This window comes from Lysinibacillus sp. UGB7, from assembly GCF_049058285.1.
Lineage (GTDB): Bacteria > Bacillota > Bacilli > Bacillales_A > Planococcaceae > Lysinibacillus > Lysinibacillus sphaericus_B.
The window spans coordinates 147156-163175 of record NZ_JBMGUV010000003.1; the positions used below are offsets into that span (position 1 = coordinate 147156).

Annotated in this window: 15 protein-coding genes; all 15 read left to right on the forward strand. The window is 39.7% G+C overall.

What is annotated here, in order from left to right; translation table 11 throughout:
• Positions 1-167: 167 nt before the first annotated feature.
• The 15 genes from ACOMCU_RS04575 (at position 168) to rnc (ending at position 16020) form a co-directional block, all read left to right on the forward strand.
• Complete coding sequence (locus ACOMCU_RS04575; protein ID WP_421049593.1) at positions 168-1550, forward strand: amino acid permease; 1383 nt, start codon at positions 168-170, stop codon at positions 1548-1550.
• A gap of 50 nt (positions 1551-1600) precedes the next feature.
• On the forward strand, positions 1601-3205 hold the full coding sequence (locus ACOMCU_RS04580; RefSeq protein WP_421049541.1) for a M20/M25/M40 family metallo-hydrolase: 1605 nt from the start codon (positions 1601-1603) through the stop codon (positions 3203-3205).
• Positions 3206-4399: 1194 nt separating this feature from the next.
• Complete coding sequence (locus ACOMCU_RS04585) at positions 4400-4657, forward strand: hypothetical protein (protein ID WP_010858402.1); 258 nt, start codon at positions 4400-4402, stop codon at positions 4655-4657.
• A 14-nt stretch (positions 4658-4671) separates the two neighbouring features.
• Entirely contained in the window at positions 4672-4968 is a 297-nt protein-coding gene (locus tag ACOMCU_RS04590; RefSeq protein WP_010858403.1) for a GGDEF domain-containing protein, read from the forward strand.
• A gap of 248 nt (positions 4969-5216) precedes the next feature.
• Complete coding sequence (locus ACOMCU_RS04595) at positions 5217-5579, forward strand: Asp23/Gls24 family envelope stress response protein (protein WP_010858404.1); 363 nt, start codon at positions 5217-5219, stop codon at positions 5577-5579.
• An 18-nt stretch (positions 5580-5597) separates the two neighbouring features.
• Positions 5598-7247 (forward strand): DAK2 domain-containing protein, encoded by a 1650-nt coding sequence (locus tag ACOMCU_RS04600; protein WP_010858405.1) that lies wholly within the window; start codon positions 5598-5600, stop codon positions 7245-7247.
• 350 nt (positions 7248-7597) lie between these two features.
• Positions 7598-8260 (forward strand): L-serine ammonia-lyase, iron-sulfur-dependent subunit beta, encoded by a 663-nt coding sequence (sdaAB, locus tag ACOMCU_RS04605; protein WP_421049542.1) that lies wholly within the window; start codon positions 7598-7600, stop codon positions 8258-8260.
• Between the two features lie 14 nt (positions 8261-8274).
• On the forward strand, positions 8275-9171 hold the full coding sequence (sdaAA, locus tag ACOMCU_RS04610) for an L-serine ammonia-lyase, iron-sulfur-dependent, subunit alpha (RefSeq protein WP_010858407.1): 897 nt from the start codon (positions 8275-8277) through the stop codon (positions 9169-9171).
• A complete protein-coding gene (gene recG / locus ACOMCU_RS04615; RefSeq protein ID WP_421049543.1) occupies positions 9164-11209 on the forward strand; it encodes an ATP-dependent DNA helicase RecG in 2046 nt (681 codons plus the stop codon). The genes sdaAA and recG overlap by 8 nt, the downstream gene beginning before the upstream one ends.
• 110 nt (positions 11210-11319) lie before the next feature.
• Entirely contained in the window at positions 11320-11898 is a 579-nt protein-coding gene (gene fapR / locus ACOMCU_RS04620) for a transcription factor FapR (RefSeq protein WP_010858409.1), read from the forward strand.
• Complete coding sequence (plsX, locus tag ACOMCU_RS04625) at positions 11895-12887, forward strand: phosphate acyltransferase PlsX (RefSeq protein WP_010858410.1); 993 nt, start codon at positions 11895-11897, stop codon at positions 12885-12887. The genes fapR and plsX overlap by 4 nt, the downstream gene beginning before the upstream one ends.
• Positions 12888-12906: 19 nt before the next feature.
• The gene (gene fabD, locus ACOMCU_RS04630; protein ID WP_010858411.1) at positions 12907-13860 is read left to right on the forward strand and encodes an ACP S-malonyltransferase; all 954 of its coding nucleotides are present in this window, start codon (positions 12907-12909) and stop codon (positions 13858-13860) included.
• Positions 13853-14599 carry a 3-oxoacyl-[acyl-carrier-protein] reductase gene (gene fabG, locus ACOMCU_RS04635; RefSeq protein ID WP_010858412.1) on the forward strand — a complete coding sequence of 249 codons (747 nt, stop codon included), beginning with the start codon at positions 13853-13855 and terminating at the stop codon, positions 14597-14599. Before fabD ends, fabG begins: the two co-directional genes overlap by 8 nt.
• 61 nt (positions 14600-14660) lie before the next feature.
• Positions 14661-14897, forward strand: a complete 237-nt coding sequence (gene acpP, locus ACOMCU_RS04640) for an acyl carrier protein (protein ID WP_010858413.1) — start codon at positions 14661-14663, stop codon at positions 14895-14897.
• 358 nt (positions 14898-15255) lie between these two features.
• Entirely contained in the window at positions 15256-16020 is a 765-nt protein-coding gene (gene rnc, locus ACOMCU_RS04645; protein WP_010858414.1) for a ribonuclease III, read from the forward strand.

The window sequence follows — 16020 nt, forward strand, 5'->3', positions numbered from 1 at the left end:
ACTACAGTACTAGAAAAACTAAAACCCAATCAATTTGTAGGGGAAAATTGATTGGGTGCTTATAATTTTAGATATCAGAATATTTGATATTTTGATAGTGAGGAATATGAAAGCGGGGATGGACGTTGAGTAAAGGGGAACAACAAAATAATTTATTGAATCGTTCTATGAAAAGTCGCCATTTATTGATGCTATCACTAGGCGGAGTTATTGGAACAGGATTATTTTTAAATGTTGGTTATACAATCAATCAAGCAGGTCCTGGTGGGGCTTTAATTGGGTATTTGTTTGGTGGTTTCATATTATACATGGTAATGAATTGTCTTGGAGAACTGGCTGTTTATATGCCAGTAACCGGTTCCTTCCAAACATATGCAACACGTTTTATAAATCCAGCGGCTGGTTTTTCTTTAGGCTGGATGTATTTTGTTGGATCTGCTGCCACAGCGGGAGTGGAATTTACCGCAGCGGGGATATTGATGCAACATTGGTTTCCTGATATCCCTATTTGGATATGGTGCGCTGTTTTCATGGTGCTGTTATTTTTATTAAATGCCCTAACTACTAAAGGTTTTGCAGAAGCAGAGTTTTGGTTTGCGAGTATCAAAGTGGTTGCAGTTATCGCTTTTATCGTTATTGGTGCAGCAGCTATATTTGGCTTGATACCATTGGCAGATCGTCCGACACCTCATTTAACTAACTTAGCACCAACAGGGTTATTTCCAGCGGGTATCGTAATTATATTTGTGACCATGATGAATGTTATTTTCTCATATCAAGGCTCAGAGCTGGTAGGAATTGCGGCTGGGGAAACTGAAAATCCAGAAAAGAATATACCAAGGGCAATACGTACAATCATTTTTAGAATTATCGTATTCTATATCGCCTCCATTATTGTACTATCTGCAATTTTTCCAGCATCTGAACTTGGACTGCTTGAAAGTCCTTTCGTAACATTGATGAAAATAGCAGGTGTTCCTTATGCAGCAGGCATTATGAATTTTGTCATTTTGACAGCGATTTTATCAGTTGGTAACTCGTGTCTTTATGCTTCTACACGTCTACTGTGGTCAATGTCAAAAGAGGGAATGGCTCCAAAATTATTTGGGCGTCTCACTAAAAATAAAGTGCCATTAAATGCACTTATTTTCACAATGCTTTTCTCCCTGTTATCGCTATTAACGAGTGTCATGGAAGCAGATGCAGTATTTGTTTTACTCATGTCGATTGCAGGAATTGCGGTTACGATTTCATGGATGGGTATTGCGACATCGCAATTGATGTTCCGCCATCGCTATGTGAAAGCTGGAGGAAAGGTGGATGATTTGAAATTTAAAACACCTTTTTATCCATTGATTCCTTTGTTTTGTATTAGCTTTTGTGTACTAATTCTTGTGTTTTTAGCATTTGATCCAACACAACGAATTGGTTTGTTCTACGGCATTGGATTTTTTATAGCTTGTATGCTTTTCTATAAAATAAAATTGAGTAAAACGAATACAGCTTCTTCTGACATTGACATCAATGAGGAACCACTTGATTTACATTAAAATGGCTCCGCACTAAGAAGAGTATTTGCATTGGATAAAGGAGAAATATTATGAACAACTACGTATGGAATACACCTGAAAAACTTCGAGCGTTATTATGTGAAATTGTGAGTTGGGAAAGTAGAACATTAACACAAGGGGAAAATGAGTTTGCCCACAAATTAAAAACGATGTTGCGAACGCTTACTTATTTTTGTGAAAATCCACACCATATTGAGTTACATGATGCAGGTTTGGGAAGAAATGCTGTAACAGCCTTGTACAAACATCCGACTGCAACAGAAACAGTTGTACTCATCAGTCACTTTGATACTGTTCATACGGAAGAGTATGGTGAACTGGAGCCATTCGCTTTTTATCCTGAAGAGTTGACAAAAAAACTAATGGAACCCAAATACAAGAAAGACTTACCCGAAGCGGCAAGAATCGATCTGGAGTCAGGGAATTATTTATTTGGTCGTGGGACGATGGATATGAAAATGGGGCTTGCTCTGCATATGCAACTACTTGAAAAAGCAAGCATTGAGCAGTGGCCAATTAATCTGGTATTAACAGCTGTACCTGATGAGGAAGTGAACTCTGCCGGTATGCGCGCAGCAGTTGTTGAACTTGTAAGGTTACGTGAGCAGCATGGCTTAACCTACAAATTATTTTTAAATAGTGAACCTTCTTTTTCACAAGGTCCATCAGATATAAATGAGTATATCTATTCAGGGACAATTGGTAAAATTATGCCAGCCGCTTTATTCTATGGAAAAGAGACGCATGTAGGCGAACCTTTAAAAGGAATGACGGCGAATTACATTGCTTCATATATGACACAGTATATGGAGTGGAACCCTATTTTCCGTGAAACGGACCTTGGTGAAAGTACGCCGTTGCCAGTATCTTTACAATTAAAGGATCTGAAAATGGAATATTCCACACAAACACCATATCGAGCGGCTGCTCTTTACAATGTTTTTTTAATGAAACGTACAGCGTCCGAGGTGATGGAGATATTTGAACATGTAGCAAAGGAAGCGATGGCCGCTTGTAATATGCATTACAAAGAAATTTGTGAGCGCGAACGGGTTAAGGGTGTTGGTGAAGTGAAAGTTCTTCGTTACGAGACACTCTTAGCACATGCGATAAATAAAATAGGTGCGGAAGAAGTGCAATGCATAAAACAAAAAGTTCTAGAAAATAATTCTTGGGATGATCGTGAGAAATCCATCCGCATTGTAGATCAGCTCATGATTCGATGCCAAGAACTAACACCTGCAACAGTGCTGTTATATGCACCACCCTACTATCCTGCTATCAACTCATCTGATAATGCTCTTGTTATTAAATCAATCGAATTGATGAAAGAAACAGCAAAAACGTTTCATATTGAAATAGATCAGATTCATTATTTTAATGGTATTTGTGATTTGAGTTATGTTAACTATGCAGATGATGCTAATGGTTGGCTAGCATTTGAGCGTAACACACCTGTTTGGGGAGATACGTATAGCATCCCATTTGAAGCAATGGCAGCATTAAAGGGTCCTGTTTTGAATGTTGGTCCTTTTGGAAAAGATGCACATCAGAAAACAGAGCGATTACATGTTGACAGTGCATTTAAGGAAATGCCTGTCATGATTGACACACTTATAAAGAGCCTATTTTAATAGTTCTTATATTGAAAGACGACTGGTACTAAAGGTAACACCTTCTGGCTGTAGACAAACTCGGCAAAAAATCGAGTATGCCTACAGTCTTTTTTCTCTTACAATAGAATATAGGAATAATCAGGTCAGGAAAAAACCACTCGTTTTCCGCGGACGAACCAGCTACTCTCCTCTTTCGCTCCGCTTCGTGCGGGGTCTAGCTGGCTCGTTTCTTCCGAAGCTTTTTCAGCTTCGAAAAACCACAAAAAAATCAAAAGGTCTCGGGACTGTCCAGCATTCCCGAGACCTTTTGTCGACACTGGAGCTGATGCTAAATGTACCAGCTTTTTTAATATACTTATATTCATAATTTGAATAACGCATTTCATTACAATTAATGGGTAATTTATTGTAAGGTATTAAGTAATTGGAAGTAGAAAAAGAAAATATCTAGGGATTTTTAAAAAATGTTACGAAAGCTTGTGGTATTCATTTTTCGAACGATAAATAAAGCACCCTTTTTCCGCTCGGGTCAAGGTCTGAAAAGCTCGGGTCAAAGACAAAATCGCTCAGGTATCAAGTTCCAACACGAGACAACCTGGCATGCATAAGTGCATTCACTTCCCGAGCAATATGAAGCTGCTCTTGTAAATTGGTTTCAATGAAGCCCTTGTGCCTATTGTAACTTCTTCTTCAAATCTATATCTTAGGAGCGGATATTACGGAAAATCTAGCTCTATCTTTACGAAAAGAAATGATCCAACTGAATTTAAAACGAATGCGAACAGTAGCTTGGACATTGATGTATATATCGGCTATCGTAACATTTATTCATTTTGGAGAGGTCTTTTTCTCAATAAAGGAAAGAGTGATGGAACCGTCCTATATCGCCATTCACACAGTAATGTTTTATATAAATTTAGCGGTCTTACTATTTGTCAAAGAAAAAAGAATACATGTTAATTCACTGAATATACATAAATATGAATATGTATTGTTAAGCTATATATATATAACAATTTTATTGATAACTGGTATTACGGTAATGGATGTTTATTACTTTAATCATGCAGCACTTTATGAAGTCTTTTTTAAAATTCTGTGTAGCGTATTTGCGTTATCATTGCGTAAAATGATTTTGGCGGTTTTAATAACGGTTCCAACTATTTTAATAGCGCTTTTTTGAATGTAGGGATGACAGGAGAGAGTATTAAAGTGATACTACCAATGTCTCTAATTGTACCGATAGGTTTAGTTATTCAACATCGTATTTATAAAATGCAAAAGCAGTTTACAAAGGAGCATATTTTGTTGGAGGAAGAAATAACAAAATCAAAGCAACTATCAAAATTGTTAGCGGAAAAAAATAGTGAACTAACAGAACAAGCACTTCGTGATTCCTTAACAAACTTACCATATCGTCGGGCTTTTAATGACAAATTGGAACATATGGTGCAACACTTAATAAATTGAAGACGCTAATATTTATGATTATTGATATTGATTTTTTTAAAAATTTTAATGATTATTACGGTCATTTACATGGGGATGAAGCGTTGATTAGAGTCACTGGTCTTTTGGGTGAAATTTCCTTAAAGTATAATGCATTTGCGGCACGATGGGGAGGAGAAGAATTTGTCATCGTCAGTCAGCATGCACAACATTTTACAGTACATGTTTGTGAGGAAATTTTACAAGAAGTACGTAACCTGAAAATTCGTCATGAACATTCACCGATTGCTGATGACCGTCAGCATATGGATGTGTCATGCCAAAGTTTTTAATTTACAACATATTCAAACCTGTTGTGCTCTAGCTGATTAAGCGCTGTATACTGTGAAGCAATACAACCGAAATCATTTTCATGTAAAAACAGTAGTTTTCGAAGAAGAAGTATGTTGGCCTGTATAATTTTGCCTAATAAAAGCTTAGAACGTTGATGCGATGCGCTTTCAGGGCTTCCTAGGTTGCTTAATGTATATCCAAAGTGGTACAATATAATTTAGTCAAAAAGAGCCAAGGGGGCATTTCTATGTCAATTGAATTAAATAACGAATTCGGCCAAATTGATATTTCAACGGATGTACTTGCACAAATTGCTGGTGGCGCTGCTATAGAATGCTACGGTATCGTTGGCATGGCATCTAAACATCAAATTCGTGATGGTCTAACTGATATTTTACGTAAAGAGAACTTTACTAAAGGTGTTGTTGTTCGACAACAAGACGAAGATTTACATATTGATATGTACATTATTGTTAGTTACGGAACGAAGATTTCGGAAGTTGCTTATCAAGTACAATCGAAAGTGAAATATACAGTGGATAAAACATTAGGTATGAGCGTAAAATCTGTCAATATCTTTGTGCAGGGCGTTCGTGTAGCGAATGTGTAAGAGGAGGAACTAAATCGAATGCAGTCATTAGACGGATTAAAATTTGCAGAGATGGTGCAAATGGGAGCGCATCATCTATTCCAAAATGCAAATTATGTAGATTCATTAAATGTATTCCCAGTACCAGATGGTGATACAGGAACAAACATGAACTTATCGATGACATCTGGGGCAAAAGAAACAGAACTTCAAGCATCAGAACATATTGGGAAAACGGCACAAGCTTTATCAAAAGGCTTACTTATGGGTGCTCGTGGGAATTCTGGGGTTATTTTATCGCAGCTTTTCCGTGGCTTTGGTAAATTTATTGAAAAACAAGCTACAATCGATGCTAAGGGCTTTGCAGGTGCCTTCCAAGCAGGCGTGGATACAGCATATAAAGCGGTTATGAAGCCAGTTGAAGGTACGATTTTGACTGTTGCGCGCGAAGCTGCGAAAAAGGGTGTCGAAGTAGCGGATACTGAAAACGATATCATCGCTGTGATGGAGGCTTTCACTGCGGAAGCTAAGGCTTCACTGGAACGTACTCCTGACCTACTTCCAGTACTTAAAGAAGTTGGCGTTGTAGATAGTGGCGGGCAAGGATTACTATTTGTTTACGAAGGTTTCTTAGCTTCCTTGAAAGGCGAGCCACTACCTAAGAAGAACGATGCTACGTTGGATGATTTAATCAATGCAGAACATCACAGAGCGCAAGACTTCATGAACACAGTAGATATTGAGTTCGGCTATTGTACGGAAATTATGGTGCGTTTTGAAGAAGATAAAGAACCGTTTAGTGAGGAACAATTCCGTAATGAATTGAATCCACTAGGTGATTCATTACTTGTCATATCAGATGAGGAAATTGCCAAAGTCCATATTCACTCTGAACAACCAGGGGCTGTTTTAGCTATGGGTCAAAAATATGGTAGTCTCATTAAAATTAAAGTCGATAATATGCGTGAACAACATTCAGCAATTGTTGGTGAAGACCATAAAGCACCTGTTTCAACAAAAAAAGTTGAAAAACATCCATATGCCATCGTGACGATTGCTATGGGAGAGGGCATTGCTGAATTACTTCGTTCAATCGGGGCTTCTTATGTCATTGAAGGCGGACAAACAATGAACCCTTCAACTGAGGATATTGTAAAAGCTGTCCAAGAAATTGGTGCAGAAAAAGTGTTGATATTACCAAACAACAAAAATATCGTGATGGCAGCGGAACAAGCTGTTGAGCTTCTTGATATTGAAGCGGCGGTTGTACCGACAAAAACTATTCCTCAAGGAATGGCTGCGATTTTATCATTTAATCCGGAAGCGACTGTAGAAGTGAACCAAACAACAATGACAGATGCTTTAGCAAACGTGAAAACAGGTCAAGTAACTTATGCTGTTCGTGATACGTCAATTGATGGCGTTGAAATTCATAAAGATGATTTCATGGCACTTGCGGAAGGGAAAATTGTGTTATCAACACCCGCTTTAAAAGATGCTGCGGAGAAAGTTATCACTGATTTAGTTGATGAAGATGCTGAAATCGTAACGATTATTTATGGTGAGGATACGACAGAAGAGAACGCAGCGACATTAGTGAAATTTATCGAAGAAAATTATCCAGATATAGAAGTTGAGCTATTTAATGGTAAACAAGGATTATATCCGTATATTATTTCTGTAGAATAATTAACAGTAACCTTGAGATGAATCAAGCGAAGCAGTGCACAAGTCGTGTACTGCTTTTGTTTATGGCTAAGGGATATTGAATATAAGAATATCACTGGAATAGCAAGAAAGAGGTAACTGAATGTATTTATCTAGAGGACAAAGTGTTTACAAATATTGGTTCAGTGGTATTTAGAAATGACTGTATTAGAGAGAAAGACATAAATAGTCGACCATGTACAAAGAAGAAGTTATAGTAGTGTTAATTTTCTGAAAGTTGATAAAGTAGTGCTTTACTTTTATAGTAACTATCAAGCATGATATAAGTAAAAATAAATATTATTATATGAATAGAATAGAGGGGTGCTTGTATGAAGTTTACATCGGTATTTGATATTATTGGACCAGTGATGATTGGGCCTTCTTCCTCTCATACGGCAGGTGCAGCGCGTATCGGAAGAGTTGCACGAGATTTGTTTGGAAGACAGCCGAAATGGGTGAAGATTCATTTATACGGTTCTTTTGCTGAAACGTATAAAGGGCATGGGACAGATGTAGCATTAATTGGAGGCTTATTAAATTATGATACATTTGATGAGCGTATTAAAACAGCGTTTGCGGACGCTGAAAAAGCAGGATTAGAGTTTGAGTTCATTCCAGAAACGGCCAATACAGAACATCCCAATACGGCCCGTCTTGTCCTTGGAGATGATGAGGGGGAGATGTCGATAGTTGGAATTTCTATCGGCGGTGGTAAAATAGAGGTAAGTGAGGTTAATGGCTTCAAACTACGTTTAACTGGTGGAATGCCAGCTATCCTTGTTGTGCATGATGATCGTGCTGGCTGTATTGCCAATGTTGCAAACTGCTTGGCTATGCATGATGTGAATATCGGTCATATGGAGGTTTCACGTATTGAACGTGGTTTAACGGCTCTTATGGTGATTGAGGTTGATCAAAACATTGAAGAAAAAATATTACAGCAGATTTCGTTAATTCCATATATTACGAAAGTGTCGAAAATTAATAACTAAGGAGGCGTGACAATATGGACGTATTGTTTCACAATGTACGCGAGCTTGTTGCGCGTGCAGAACAAGAAGGTAAATTAATTTCAGAACTGATGATAGAGCAAGAAATGTTAATAAGTGGACGGACACGCGAAGAGATCATGCAGCAAATGGACCGTAATTTAACAGTTATGGAAGAAGCAGTTGAGCGTGGTTTAAATGGCGTACAGTCTGTGACAGGTTTAACAGGTGGAGATGCCGTACTGCTACAAAATTATATTGCACAAGGGAATTCACTATCGGGGGATTTATTGTTAGATGCCGTTAGTAAAGCGGTTGCAACAAATGAAGTCAACGCGGCGATGGGTACAATTTGTGCAACACCGACAGCTGGCTCAGCGGGTGTTGTACCAGGTACATTATTTGCAGTGAAAAATAAGCTAAATCCAACACGTGAACAAATGATTCGTTATTTGTTTACATCGGGTGCTTTTGGTTTCGTTGTAGCCAATAATGCTTCTATTTCAGGTGCTGAAGGTGGCTGTCAGGCAGAGGTTGGTTCAGCCGCAGGTATGGCTTCTGCAGCTATTGTGGAGATGGCAGGTGGTACACCGCAGCAATGTGCAGAAGGTTTCGCTATTACACTCAAAAATATGCTAGGGCTCGTATGTGATCCAGTAGCAGGATTGGTAGAAGTACCCTGTGTGAAGCGTAATGCGATGGGAGCTGCAAACTCACTGGTGGCTGCAGATATGGCACTTGCAGGTGTAACGAGTCGCATCCCTTGTGATGAAGTAATAGGAGCAATGTATCGTATCGGCTTGTCGATGAGTCCGAATTTAAAAGAAACGGCGCGTGGTGGTCTAGCAGCAACACCAACAGGGAAGGCACTCGCGGCGAAGATATTCGGAGGAGCTGTCGTGCAAGGTGACTGAATTAATCAGTCCCGTCTCTGATTTAAAGGGAGTCGGGAAAGAAACAGCAGCGCATCTAGAAGCATTAGGCATCGAGACACTATCCGATTTATTGTGGACATTTCCACATCGACACGAGGATTTTCGTTTAAAAGATCTAGCACAGACGCCACATAATGAGCGGGTCACTGTTGAATGTAAAGTGGAACGTGAGCCGACTGTGCTGTTCTTAGGACGAAATAAATCCCGTTTGCAAGTGACTGTGCTAGCAGGACGTCATTTAGTGAAAGTTGTATTTTTTAACCAAAACTATTTAAAACAAAAGCTTGTACCAGGTTCTATGATTACCGTAACTGGGAAATGGGATCGAGGAAGACAAGTTATTAATGGAACGACTGTAACTTTTGGTCCAAAAACCGGTCAAGTAGATTTTGAACCCGTGTATAGCCTTAAAGGTTTGATACCGCAAAAACGTTTTCGTAAATATATGCGACAGGTACTTGATGACTTTGCCGTAGAATTACCAGATGCGATACCAGAACATTTACAAGCATCGTATAAGCTTGTATCAATGCGGGACGGGCTTGAGGGTATTCATTTTCCGGTGGATGCACAACATGCAAAGCAGGCAAGAAGACGCTTTGCTTACGAGGAATTATTAAACTTTCAGCTACGTATCCAAGCATTACGCAAAATACGAAAAGATAGTGAGCATGGTACGGTGGTGCAATTTGATTTGCAAAAGGTGCGTGAATTTATTGATTCATTACCGTATGAATTAACAGGGGCGCAAAAACGGGTCGTTAATGAGATTTGCAAAGATTTAAAAGAACCACATCGTATGAACCGCTTGCTTCAAGGAGATGTTGGCTCAGGAAAGACAGTTGTTGCGGCTATATGTTTATATGCAGCTGTCACTGCAGGCTTTCAAGGGGCGTTAATGGCACCAACTGAAATTTTAGCTGAACAACATGCGGAAAATTTAATCGCGTGGTTCGAGCCATTTGGTATACGTATAGCTTTGTTATCAGGCTCGACAAAAACGAAAGCGCGCCGCTTGCTTTTGGAAGCGCTGGAAAAAGGCGAAATAGATATTGTCATCGGTACGCACGCACTTATTCAGCCAGATGTGATTTTTCGAAATCTAGGCTTTGTGATAACCGATGAACAGCATCGTTTTGGGGTTGAGCAACGTAGGATATTACGTGATAAAGGTGAAAATCCTGATGTGCTCTTTATGACAGCAACGCCAATACCGCGAACACTTGCCATTACGGCATTTGGTGAAATGGATGTGTCGATGATTGATGAAATGCCAGCGGGGCGTAAGCAAATTGAAACACATTGGATGAAAAAGGAACAACTTAGTTCTGTCTTATCTAAATTAGAGTTGGAGCTGGCAGCAGGGAGACAAGCGTATGCCATTTGTCCGCTTATTGAAGAGTCAGACAAGCTTGACGTGCAAAATGCGGTTGATATATATGAGCAGCTTGCAGTGCATTTTAATGGACGCCATAAAGTGGGGTTGATGCACGGTCGTTTGCCGGCGGATGAAAAAGATGAGGTAATGCGTGCATTTAGTGAAGGTGACATTCAAGTGCTTGTCTCTACTACGGTCGTAGAAGTTGGTGTCAACGTACCGAATGCAACGTTTATGGTTGTTTACGACGCTGAGCGTTTCGGCTTAGCGCAATTGCATCAGCTACGTGGCCGTGTTGGTCGTGGCGAACATCAGTCGTATTGTGTACTTATTGCCGATCCAAAATCAGATGAAGGTAAAGAGCGAATGCAGTCGATGACAGAAACAAATGATGGCTTTCGACTAGCTGAAAAAGATTTGGAGCTACGGGGACCGGGTGACTTCTTTGGGCGCAAACAAAGTGGCTTGCCTGATTTTAAAGTGGCAGATTTAGTGCATGACTATAGAACGCTTGAAACTGCACGGAAAGATGCAACTGACATGATTGAAAGTGATGCGTTTTGGCATGATGAGGCTTATAAATATTTGCGCCAAATGTTAGAAACGTCAGGTGTCTTACTAGGTGAACGCTTTGATTAAGAGGGATGCAAGCACTGTTTTTGAAAACAGGTCTTGCATTCTTTTTTTATACTCTATATACTGATATTAGTACCAAGTGCTAATAACAACTAAAAAGGTGGCGAATGACGTTGAGACGAACGAAAAAAGAGCGACAGCGATTACTATCTGAAACGATTGCGGAAAATCCATTCGTCACAGATGAACAGCTAGCATCAGAGTTTCAGGTAAGTGTCCAAACGATTCGTTTAGATCGTATGGAATTAGCAATTCCTGAATTGCGTGAACGAATTAAAGATGTGGCTTCGAAAACCTATGAAAATGAAGTGAAATCTTTGCCGATTGATGAAGTAATCGGTGAAATTATTGATATTGAATTAGATAGTCGTGCATTATCTATTTTTGACGTAAAAGAAGAACATGTTTTTCAGCGCAATGGCATCGCGCGCGGACATCATTTATTTGCACAGGCAAACTCATTAGCGGTAGCGGTTATTGATGATGAACTGGCCTTAACAGTGCACTCCAATATTACATTTGTGAAACCTGTGAAAGCCGGAGATCGTGTTATTACGAAGGCTGTCGTTATCGGAAGAGATGATGGACATCATCGTACGAAAGTGGAGGTACTATCTACTGTTAACGGTGAAACAGTCTTTGTTGGCGAATTTGATATGTACCGCACGAAAGGTAAAGGTGAACAATCATGAAATTAGCGCTTGATGGAATGGGTGGCGACAACGCACCAAAATCAGTTGTGGAAGGTGCTTTATTGGCATTAAATCAAATTCCAAATTTGGAAATTCAATTATATGGACAGCAAGAGAAGCTTGAGCCATTTTTAAAAATGCATGATCGACTAACGATTGTTCATTGTGAAGAAGTGGTAGAAGGTACTGACGATCCGGCACGTGCTGTTCGACGTAAAAAGGACTCATCAATGGCGCGAATGATGGATGCAGTGGAGGAAGGTAAGGCTGATGCATGTCTATCGGCTGGCAATACGGGTGCATTAATGGCAGGTGGTTTATTTAAAGTCGGTCGTATTGAAGGAATCGCACGTCCAGCTTTAGCAACGACATTACCAACACTTGATGGCAAAGGATTTTTAATGCTTGATTTAGGGGCGAATGCGGATGCACGACCTGAACATTTATTGCAATATGCAATAATGGGCGATATTTACGCTAAAAAGGTTGGGGGACTTCAAAAGCCACGTATTGGACTTTTAAATATCGGTACAGAAGATAAAAAAGGCAATGATTTAACGAAGGCGGCTTTCGAATTACTAAAAGAAGCCGAATTGAACTTTATCGGTAACGTAGAAGCGCGTGATTTACTTGAAGGGGTTGCGGATGTTGTTGTGACAGACGGTTTTACGGGTAATATGGTGTTGAAATCGATTGAAGGAACAGCTGGCGCGTTATTTACGATGTTGAAAGAGGCGTTTATGTCTTCTACAAAAACAAAAATTTCAGCGGCACTTATGAAAAATAATTTACGTGACTTAAAAAATAAAATGGATTACACAGAGTATGGTGGAGCAGGGTTATTTGGCCTGCAAGCACCTGTTATTAAGGCTCATGGCTCATCAAATGGCAAAGCAATCTTTAGTGCGATTCGCCAAGCTAATACGATGGTAGAGCATACAGTCATACCAACGATTACTGACACAGTGCGTCGCATAGAAATTGACTAACAAAGGGGATTCATGACAAATGACGAAAATTGCATTTATTTTTCCTGGCCAAGGCTCACAAGCAGTTGGGATGGGGCAAGAATTTGTAGAAAACGCGGCAGAGAGCAAAGCATTTTATGAAAATGCAGACAAGGCTTTAGGATTTGCACTATCAAAGTTAATGTTAGAGGGACCAGCAGAGGAATTGACGTTGACATACAATGCACAGCCGGCGCTATTAACGACAGGTGTAATGGTAGCAGAGAAATTGCGTGCAGCTGGCGTTACGCCTGATTTCGCAGCTGGTCATTCCCTTGGCGAATATAGTGCATTAGTTATTGCAGGTGTGCTGTCTTTCGATGATGCCATATCTGTTGTACACAAACGCGGTTTATATATGAACGAAGCAGTACCGGCAGGGCAAGGTGCAATGGCGGCTATTCTTGGAATGGAATTGAATGCATTACATGATGTAACTGAACAGGTAACAGCTACGGGAGATGCTGTCCAGGTAGCCAATGTTAACTGTCCAGGTCAAATTGTCATTTCTGGTACAAAGGAAGGCGTTGAAAAAGCATCTGTAGCAGCAAAAGAAGCGGGTGCAAAACGTGCGATTCCATTAGTAGTAAGTGGTCCATTCCATTCAGAATTAATGCGACCATCTTCTGAAAAATTACGTGTAACATTAGATGATATTGCTTTATCCGCGCCACAAATCCCGGTAATAGGCAACGTTATGGCGAATGAATTACAGGATGTTTCTGCGATTCAACATGAATTAGTGGAACAAGTATACAGTGCTGTACAGTGGGAAGCTTCTGTTCGTGAAATGATTGCTAAGGGCGTTGAGGTATTTATCGAATGTGGACCGGGCAAAGTTTTAAGTGGCTTAGTGAAGAAAATAGATCGATCTGTGGCAACGTATTGTGTGTATGATGAAGCATCATTAGAAGCACTATTAGAAGCGTCAAAGGAGTGGACTATCAATGCATAAATTAAATGGTAAGGTAGCGGTTGTAACGGGTGCTTCACGAGGGATAGGACGTGCGATTGCGTTGAAGCTTGCTGAAGAGGGAGCTAAAATTGTAGTCAATTATAGTGGCTCGCAGGTAAAAGCTGAGGAAGTTGTTACTTTAATTCAAGCGAATGGTGGTGAGGCGATTGCAGTACAAGCAAGCGTCTCAAAATCTGAAGAAGTTACGGCGTTAATGGATGCGGCAGTCAAAACATTTGGCTCACTTGATATTTTAGTCAATAATGCGGGTATTACACGTGATAATTTATTGATGCGTATGAAAGAAGACGAATGGGATGATGTTTTAGACACGAATCTAAAGGGTGTTTTCCTTTGTACAAAAGCGGTAACGCGTCAAATGATGAAGCAACGGACAGGACGTATTATTAATATTTCGTCGATAGTTGGTGTGGCAGGCAATGCTGGGCAGGCCAATTATGTTGCTGCCAAAGCAGGTGTTATTGGTTTGACAAAAACAACTGCTAAGGAATTGGCGTCTCGTAATATTTTAGTTAATGCTATTGCACCAGGCTTTATTGAAACAGAAATGACAGATCAGCTACCAGAAGAATTAAAACAAGGCATGCTTACACAAATTCCGTTAGCGAAGCTTGGTCAGCCAGAAGATATTGCTAAAGCAGTTGTTTTTCTAGCTTCAGACGATGCTAACTATATGACTGGTCAGACGTTACATATAGACGGCGGCATGGTGATGTAATAATATGTAATGGGCATAGAAATTGATTTTTTGTATAATCATGTGAGGGGAGGTGAAAGATTTGACTACTGTATTAGAACGAGTAACAAAAGTAATCGTGGACCGTTTAGGTGTAGAAGAAAGCGAAGTAACACTTGAAGCTTCTTTCCGTGATGATTTAGGTGCTGACTCATTAGACGTAGTTGAGCTTGTTATGGAGCTTGAAGATGAATTCGATATGGAAATTTCTGATGAAGATGCTGAAAAAATCTCAACGGTTGGTACTGCAATTTCATACATCGAAAGTAAAATAAGCTAATTTTGTTTTAACTTTATTCAGCAGCAGTCGTTCACCTTGATGGGTGCAGAAATGAATGCATATTCAGTTTAATCAATAAGCAGTCAACGTTAGCTGAATAAAGTTAAAGCCTTTGGCAGATGTCGCAGATTTTGAATTGCAAGCACAGTTCAAAATCTGTTTGCCAATACGGCAAGGTGTATTTGAAAGGGTACGTAATGGTTCGTTTATCGAACGCAGAACGTGCCTTTTTTCATTTTCTAAATCAATTTGTGAAAAAATTTCCAAAACATTGCATTTTGGTGGAAATACTTTTGCATAAACGCCTTGAAAAAGGTACACTAATACGGTAGAAACTATTAGGAAGGCAGATTGTTCAATGGCTATGAAAAGAAAAGGAATTATGCAGAAATCAGGCGTACTTCCTGAGAAAGTACGCAATCAATTCGAGCTGTTACAGCATGAATTGAATATCACATTTTTAAATAAAAATTTATTGTATCAAGCATTCACACATTCATCTTATGTGAATGAGCATCGCCGTAAATTGTTTACGGATAATGAGCGTCTAGAATTTTTAGGTGACGCTGTACTTGAACTATCTGTTTCTAAATACCTCTTTGAGAAATACCCACATATGAGCGAAGGCGAATTAACGAAACTGCGTGCGTCAATTGTTTGTGAGCCGTCACTTGTTATTTTTGCAAATGAATTAGGCTTTGGTCGCTTTGTGTTACTTGGAAAAGGTGAGGAATTAACAGGTGGTCGGGAACGTCCAGCGCTACTTGCAGATGTATTTGAATCATTTGTAGGTGCCCTATATCTAGATCAGGACTTACAAACGGTCGTGACATTTTTAGAACGAGTCGTGTTCCCAAAGGTAGAAATCGGTGCTTTTTCGCATGTGATGGATTTCAAGAGTCAGTTACAAGAAATGGTGCAACAAACGAATAATGGCCTTCTACATTACGAAATTATCGATGAGAAGGGTCCTGCCCATAATCGTACATTTGTATCGAGCGTGTTACTAAATGGACAAGAGCTTGGTATTGGTCGAGGAAAATCAAAAAAAGAAGCCGAGCAGCAAGCTGCACAATGTGCTATGCATGCTATGCGTGCGCAGTCTGCTAAAGAGGAGGCTTAA

What these genes read in the sequence shown, in the direction of transcription:
- ACOMCU_RS04575 (WP_421049593.1), top strand. Translation starts at nt 168, where the DNA reads ATGAAAAGTCGCCATTTATTGATGCTATCACTAGGCGGAGTTATTGGA.
- ACOMCU_RS04580 (WP_421049541.1), top strand. Translation starts at nt 1,601, where the DNA reads ATGAACAACTACGTATGGAATACACCTGAAAAACTTCGAGCGTTATTA.
- ACOMCU_RS04590 (WP_010858403.1), top strand. Translation starts at nt 4,672, where the DNA reads ATGATTATTGATATTGATTTTTTTAAAAATTTTAATGATTATTACGGT.
- ACOMCU_RS04595 (WP_010858404.1), top strand. Translation starts at nt 5,217, where the DNA reads ATGTCAATTGAATTAAATAACGAATTCGGCCAAATTGATATTTCAACG.
- ACOMCU_RS04600 (WP_010858405.1), top strand. Translation starts at nt 5,598, where the DNA reads ATGCAGTCATTAGACGGATTAAAATTTGCAGAGATGGTGCAAATGGGA.
- sdaAB (WP_421049542.1), top strand. Translation starts at nt 7,598, where the DNA reads ATGAAGTTTACATCGGTATTTGATATTATTGGACCAGTGATGATTGGG.
- sdaAA (WP_010858407.1), top strand. Translation starts at nt 8,275, where the DNA reads ATGGACGTATTGTTTCACAATGTACGCGAGCTTGTTGCGCGTGCAGAA.
- plsX (WP_010858410.1), top strand. Translation starts at nt 11,895, where the DNA reads ATGAAATTAGCGCTTGATGGAATGGGTGGCGACAACGCACCAAAATCA.
- fabD (WP_010858411.1), top strand. Translation starts at nt 12,907, where the DNA reads ATGACGAAAATTGCATTTATTTTTCCTGGCCAAGGCTCACAAGCAGTT.
- fabG (WP_010858412.1), top strand. Translation starts at nt 13,853, where the DNA reads ATGCATAAATTAAATGGTAAGGTAGCGGTTGTAACGGGTGCTTCACGA.
- rnc (WP_010858414.1), top strand. Translation starts at nt 15,256, where the DNA reads ATGGCTATGAAAAGAAAAGGAATTATGCAGAAATCAGGCGTACTTCCT.